This window comes from Methanoregula sp. PtaB.Bin085 (assembly GCF_002067035.1).
GTDB lineage: Archaea > Halobacteriota > Methanomicrobia > Methanomicrobiales > Methanospirillaceae > Methanoregula.
The window spans coordinates 1-4,191 of sequence record NZ_MVQB01000048.1 but is presented as its reverse complement, the minus strand read 5'-3'; the positions used below and the strand labels follow the sequence as shown (position 1 = coordinate 4,191).

4 protein-coding genes are annotated in these 4,191 nt (G+C 53.3%); all 4 read left to right on the top strand.

Annotation, left to right across the window (positions count from 1 at the left end; translation table 11 throughout):
• Positions 1-101 precede the first annotated feature (101 nt).
• Entirely contained in the window at positions 102-1,265 is a 1,164-nt protein-coding gene (locus A4E33_RS10810) for an A24 family peptidase C-terminal domain-containing protein (protein ID WP_292348046.1), read from the top strand.
• A 3-nt stretch (positions 1,266-1,268) separates the two neighbouring features.
• Positions 1,269-1,637, top strand: coding sequence for a phosphoribosyl-AMP cyclohydrolase (hisI, locus tag A4E33_RS10805; protein WP_394334411.1), 369 nt, complete (start codon positions 1,269-1,271; stop codon positions 1,635-1,637).
• Positions 1,638-2,011: 374 nt separating this feature from the next.
• On the top strand, positions 2,012-2,623 hold the full coding sequence (locus A4E33_RS10800; protein ID WP_292348044.1) for a hypothetical protein: 612 nt from the start codon (positions 2,012-2,014) through the stop codon (positions 2,621-2,623).
• A 102-nt stretch (positions 2,624-2,725) separates the two neighbouring features.
• Positions 2,726-4,191, top strand: a 1,466-nt coding sequence (locus A4E33_RS10795; RefSeq protein WP_292348042.1) for a Cache 3/Cache 2 fusion domain-containing protein, incomplete at its 3' end; no start/stop codon positions are given.

Below are 4,191 nucleotides of genomic sequence, written 5' to 3'. Positions count from 1 at the left end.
GGATAAATCCCCGTGGAAGCTGAATCACCGGAGAAGAGCCGCCAACCATAAGTGCTTGAGGAAAAAAACGGTATACCGCAGGTATGGATTCCCTTGTACCTATGATAATCGCGGCAGCGGCTGTCCTGGTCACCCTGGCATATGCCTCGTACCTGGATATTCGTGACCGCAGGGTGCCGTTTCTTGTCTGGCTGCCGATGCTCGCCGTTGGTATCTGCTGTACCGGTATCGTGCTCTGGCAGATGACCGGCAATGCGAGTCTTATCGCAGGGTATTGTTCCCTTGTTGCCGGTTTCCTGTATGCGGATTACCTCGATAATCGCGGGAGAACCGACTCTTTTGGTCTGGCGGGACATTACCGGAAAGAGAATGTCTGGTTTTATCTGGCGTTCGTCCTCGCACTCCCGGCCATTTCCTGGTTCCTGCTGGTCCCGGCACCGGGGATGCAGCTCATCGCGTGGTACGCGATGTTTGCCGTTATCCTGGGGTATGTGACCTGGATGGAATACCGTGGGAAGTTCGATGTACCCGATGCCCCCGGACAGGCAGGGCCGTCCGTTGCAGACACCATCGGGCGCTGGTATTTCATTCCGGTCATCCTCATCTTTGTGATCACATCAGTCCTCATGATCGCTGCCGGATCATGGCCGCTCAACGGGGGCCTCTTCATCCTGTTGCCGGCAGTCTTTGGCGGAGTATTCTATACGTTTGGCCGTATGCACCTGTTCGGAGGTGCCGATGCCTGGGCGCTCATCTTTATCGCGTTCTGCGTCCCGACGTTCCCGTTCACCCCGCTTCTCGGTGTCCCGCCGCTCGGGTTCCTTGCCTTCTCGGCGTTGATCAACGCTCTGCTGCTGAACATTGCCGCTCCTCTCGGGATCTTTGTCATCAACCTTGTCCGTGGCAACCGTGCTCCGCTCATGTACATGTTCTTCGGTTTTCCGGTTCCGGGGGAGAAGATCCGGAAGGAATGGGGATTTGTGATGGAAGACTTTTCGGAGAAGGATGGGAAGATTGACCGGAAATTCATCGGGTTCTGGGACGCGATCCGGCGGATGTATATGGGCAAAGGCCGTATCTATACCCGGGATCTCCGCGAACATCCGGAGGACTATACCAGGGAACTGTCGATGTACCGCAAGGCCGGGACGGTCTGGATCTCGTACGCGGTGCCGTTCATCATCCCGATTCTTGCGGGGTTTGTATCGGCTCTCATATTCGGGGATTTCCTGCTGGCCTTCATGACAGTTCTCACCGGGAGGTAACACATGCTGAACCTGAAATTCTCAGACGGGCTTATCCCGGTGATCGTGCAGGATACACGATCAAAGGATGTGCTCATGATGGCATGGGCAAACGAGGAAGCAGTGCAGCTCACGCAGAAGACCGGGTTTGCCCACTATTACAGCCGGAGCAGGAAGAAGCTCTGGAAGAAAGGCGAGGAGAGCGGCCACTTCCAGAAGGTTTTGCGCATCCTTGCCGATTGTGACGAGGACTGCCTCATATACGAGGTCGAGCAGACCGGTGCTGCCTGCCACACGGGCCATGCAACCTGTTTCTTCCGCACGCTGGACGGCACGGTCATCGGGACGAAAGTATTCGATCCGGAGAAAGTATACGGCAAGAAAGGGCACTGATCCCTCCTTCCTGTTTTTTCCGTATTTTTATGGAGGGTTTCCTGTCCCGTAGTATATACATCCCGGTAAAAGTACTTTTAAAAAAAATCCCTCATCCACATCTCCCGATACGGAGAATGCCGCAGGAAATCTTCGAGCAATCGGAAGTCGAAGAATCCTAACGGATTCTTCCCCCGTCCCGGGTCTGATGACCCTCCACAAGTCGAAGAACGCTGATGCGTTCTTCTTCTCCTCCGGGTCTGATGACCCGTCGGACACCAAAAGTCGTAAATATATAATACCTGTAGCAGCCAATATCTCAAGCGAACACAGTGTGGAATCCCCGGCCGGTTCCTATTCCATAGGCCACCAGATACCCATGAGATGATAGATCCATGAAAATCCAGGAACTTATCGGAACCATCCTTGCAGGTTCAACCCGGCTTGGAACGTTCACACTGTCCGAGATGCTCAGGCTCACCCAGTCGAAGAGCACGAACGGGATTGCGGTCTCGCGATACAATGACCGAGAATTCGACCTTGCCATTCTGGATGGTGAACCCGAGGGAGCGATCCTTATCGAGGAGAAAGGGACCCTGTACGGCGACAAAGCGGTCATGCTCCTCACCGGTACCGAGAAATTTGACCTGTACGAAGTGAAACAGGACCTTGTCGAGGCCGTGGTCATGGGATGCCGTATTCTCGAGAAAGGTCACATCCGCAAGAGCGGAATGGACATGATCCCGGAGATCGGCAGGAAGAGCGACGGTCTTGGTGTACTCTCGGTTGCGGTCCAGCGGAACGGCGAACCCCAGAACGGTGTACGGGTCTCCATCCGGAAGGAAGGGCAGATGATAACCAATGATATCACCACGGAGAACGGTACCGTGGATTTCAAGCTCCTGTACGGTAAGTATGACTGCATCGTCCAGGACCGCGCCATGATGATATCCACCTTCCACATCATCTTCGATATTGCCCATTCGCGGATTACGCTTGAAATTTGACCGGGTTTCTTCCCGTTCTCTTTTTTTTAATACGAATTCCCTATCGAAAAACATTAATAAAAGACGAAACCCTTTAATTGGAGAATGACAGATCAAACAGATATGAAGATTGGTCGTGAGGATTTCGAGGCGCTCATAAAGGGCGAAAAAACGATCGCCCCCTATATCGAGCTGGACCCGCTCGCTGGTGCGTATTCTGTTTTTGGTGTTAAAACTGCCAGTAACCCCAACTACATGGTGAAGGCAATTTACGAGATGTACGAAGCGAACCTCAACAAGAAACTTGCCGTGAAGGCTGTCCGCAAGCTCTTCCGCTCCGTTGGTGCAGGTTCTGTCGGGCTTAATAACCTCTTAAAGAAACTCGGCATGAACTTAAAACCCGAAGAATTTCTGATGCTGGTTTTCAAGCTCCAGCACCAGCAGGGCTGGGGTGCCCCGTTCGAGCTGGTTTCTGCCAGTGAAAAGCGCATCGTCATCAGGACCAAACACACATTCGAGTCCCAGGTACTGAAAGACTGGAACATGGCTGTCTGCGGTCTCCACCAGGGCTGGATCGAGGGTGTCCTCACGTCAGTGACCGGCAAGACATGGTTCTGTCTTGAGAAGACCTGTCATGCGAAGGGCGACGAGTACTGTGAATTCGTTGCCGACCGGGTCCCTGCCAGCTGGAAGTTCCGTGCCGAAGCGGTAGTCAAGGGCGATGCCTCCATCACCGAGTTTATCGAGCACAAGCCTATTGAAGGGAAGATCACCCTTATGGAAGAACCGGTTGTCATGATGCCCCGGTTCATCTTCACATCCATGACCAATTCGCTCAAAAAGACCATGGGAGAGGCGCCGGCGAGCGGGGTCAATTATCGTGCGTATAAGGATATGGGAAAGGAGAATGTCGAGCACTACCGGAAGATGAGTATCTTTTTCGACCTCTCCAGGACCAAACTTGATGCGGATCTCACCGAACTGCACAAACGATTCACAGCATTCGGGGCTCCATCAATAACCGGGGGCAAACTTGCTTACGGCAACCATGTCGTCAACGATAACTTCGAGGTTGTTGATTCCATTGAAAAGGAGAAGGGCAGCAAGGCCACCGTCTTCCAGAAAATCGGCGATAAGGCAATCCGGATATCCACCAATGTAGTTACCGCTGAAGGCAAGCGGGCTGTCGGGACCGAGCTGATAAAGGTTGTCTACGATGCCGTGATCACCAAGGGACAGACCTATTATGGCACCGCAGATGTCGTCGGTCAGAAGATGGTTGTGGCATATGAACCGATCAAGAATGACGCAGGAGAGATCATTGGTATCCTCTTTGTCGGAACACCTGAAGACAAGGTCCTGGGCCTGTCGATGGAAGGGATCAAAAAGATCAAACCCCAGACCCTCTCCGACATGGCGTTTGCCTTCTACGCCCAGATGGGCTGGTTCAACTTCGTCAAGGAGGAATGGGACGAGAAGACCAAGACGAAGACGATCACGCTCTCTCATACCGTAGAGTCCGAATCCTTCGGGAATATCGGCAAGAACGTCTGTTACTGCACGGCCGGCCTGCTCGCCGGGATCATCGA

Excerpts from the sequence above, each read along its gene's own strand:
- A4E33_RS10800 (WP_292348044.1), top strand. The coding sequence starts at position 2,012 with ATGAAAATCCAGGAACTTATCGGAACCATCCTTGCAGGTTCAACCCGG.
- hisI (WP_394334411.1), top strand. The coding sequence starts at position 1,269 with ATGCTGAACCTGAAATTCTCAGACGGGCTTATCCCGGTGATCGTGCAG.
- A4E33_RS10810 (WP_292348046.1), top strand. The coding sequence starts at position 102 with ATGATAATCGCGGCAGCGGCTGTCCTGGTCACCCTGGCATATGCCTCG.